This window comes from Geobacillus jurassicus NBRC 107829, assembly GCF_001544315.1.
GTDB lineage: Bacteria > Bacillota > Bacilli > Bacillales > Anoxybacillaceae > Geobacillus > Geobacillus jurassicus.
Genome location: NZ_BCQG01000120.1, coordinates 1 through 952, shown reverse-complemented (window position 1 = coordinate 952; position 952 = coordinate 1). Strand labels below are relative to the sequence as shown.

Annotated in this window: 2 protein-coding genes; both read left to right on the top strand. The window is 50.3% G+C overall.

Features of this window, described 5'->3' with window-relative positions; all coding sequences use genetic code 11:
• On the top strand, positions 1-383 hold a 383-nt coding region (locus GJ1_RS18890), incomplete at its 5' end, for a DUF6431 domain-containing protein (RefSeq protein ID WP_066235146.1).
• Positions 384-535: 152 nt separating this feature from the next.
• On the top strand, positions 536-952 hold a 417-nt coding region (locus GJ1_RS17385; protein WP_167346136.1), incomplete at its 3' end, for a helix-turn-helix domain-containing protein.

Below are 952 nucleotides of genomic sequence, written 5' to 3'. Positions count from 1 at the left end.
ATCGCATTTGGATTGTCCGGTATCGCTGCCGGGAATGCTTGAAGACGGTGAGTGTGCTGCCTTCCTTTCTCCTCCCGTATTTTCAGTATACGTTGTCCGCTATATGGCAAGTCGTGAAAGAGCAGTTGGGATTGACCGAGGGAACGAACCAAGATCCGTTCCTCCCGACAAAGGACGGCATCATCTTTTATGTCCGACGGTTCTGCCGAAACCTATCAAACCTCCACAGCTTTTTTGCGAGGCGGTGGAGGATCATAGGCCCTATCGTGAAAAAAGAAAAGGAACGGGCTTCTTGGTGGATCCGGACGTTGGAGGAACACGGTCTCTATTCGGTCATCAGAGACATGTGGGAGGACGGATTCCGACACCCTTTTGCGAATTAAATGGGGTCCTGATTTTACATACATATCCTAAATTGGAAATGATTTAGGTTCCCACAAACCTTTCCTATCGACGGAGAAAAAGCAATTCGGTACGATAAGGGCAGGAGGACCGGAACGGTCCTGATTCCAAGTGAGACAAGGAGGAGATTCGAATGGATGAGTCGATGAGACACGACATTGCCCTGTTTCGGTACGGGCTAATCGCTCCGTTGGTGAATGGGCAGGTGGAACCGAAGACGTATCTGAAAGAGGTGAGCGAGCGAGTGCACCATGTTCCCCACCAAGGCGACAAGCGAATCGCAGCCAAGACGATCCTCGATTGGTGCACCCGATACAAAAAAGGGGGCTTTGACGCCTTAAAGCCGAAGCGCCGTTCGGACCGCGGCCACTCAAGGCGTCTGTCGCCCGATGATGAGGATCATATTTTAGCCCTAAGAAAAGAACATCCCACCATGCCCGTGACGGTGTTCTACGAACACCTGATCGAGCAGGGGGAAATCCCAGAAAACCATACCTCTTACTTTACTATATACCGATTATTGAAAAAACACAACCTTGTCGGGAAAGAA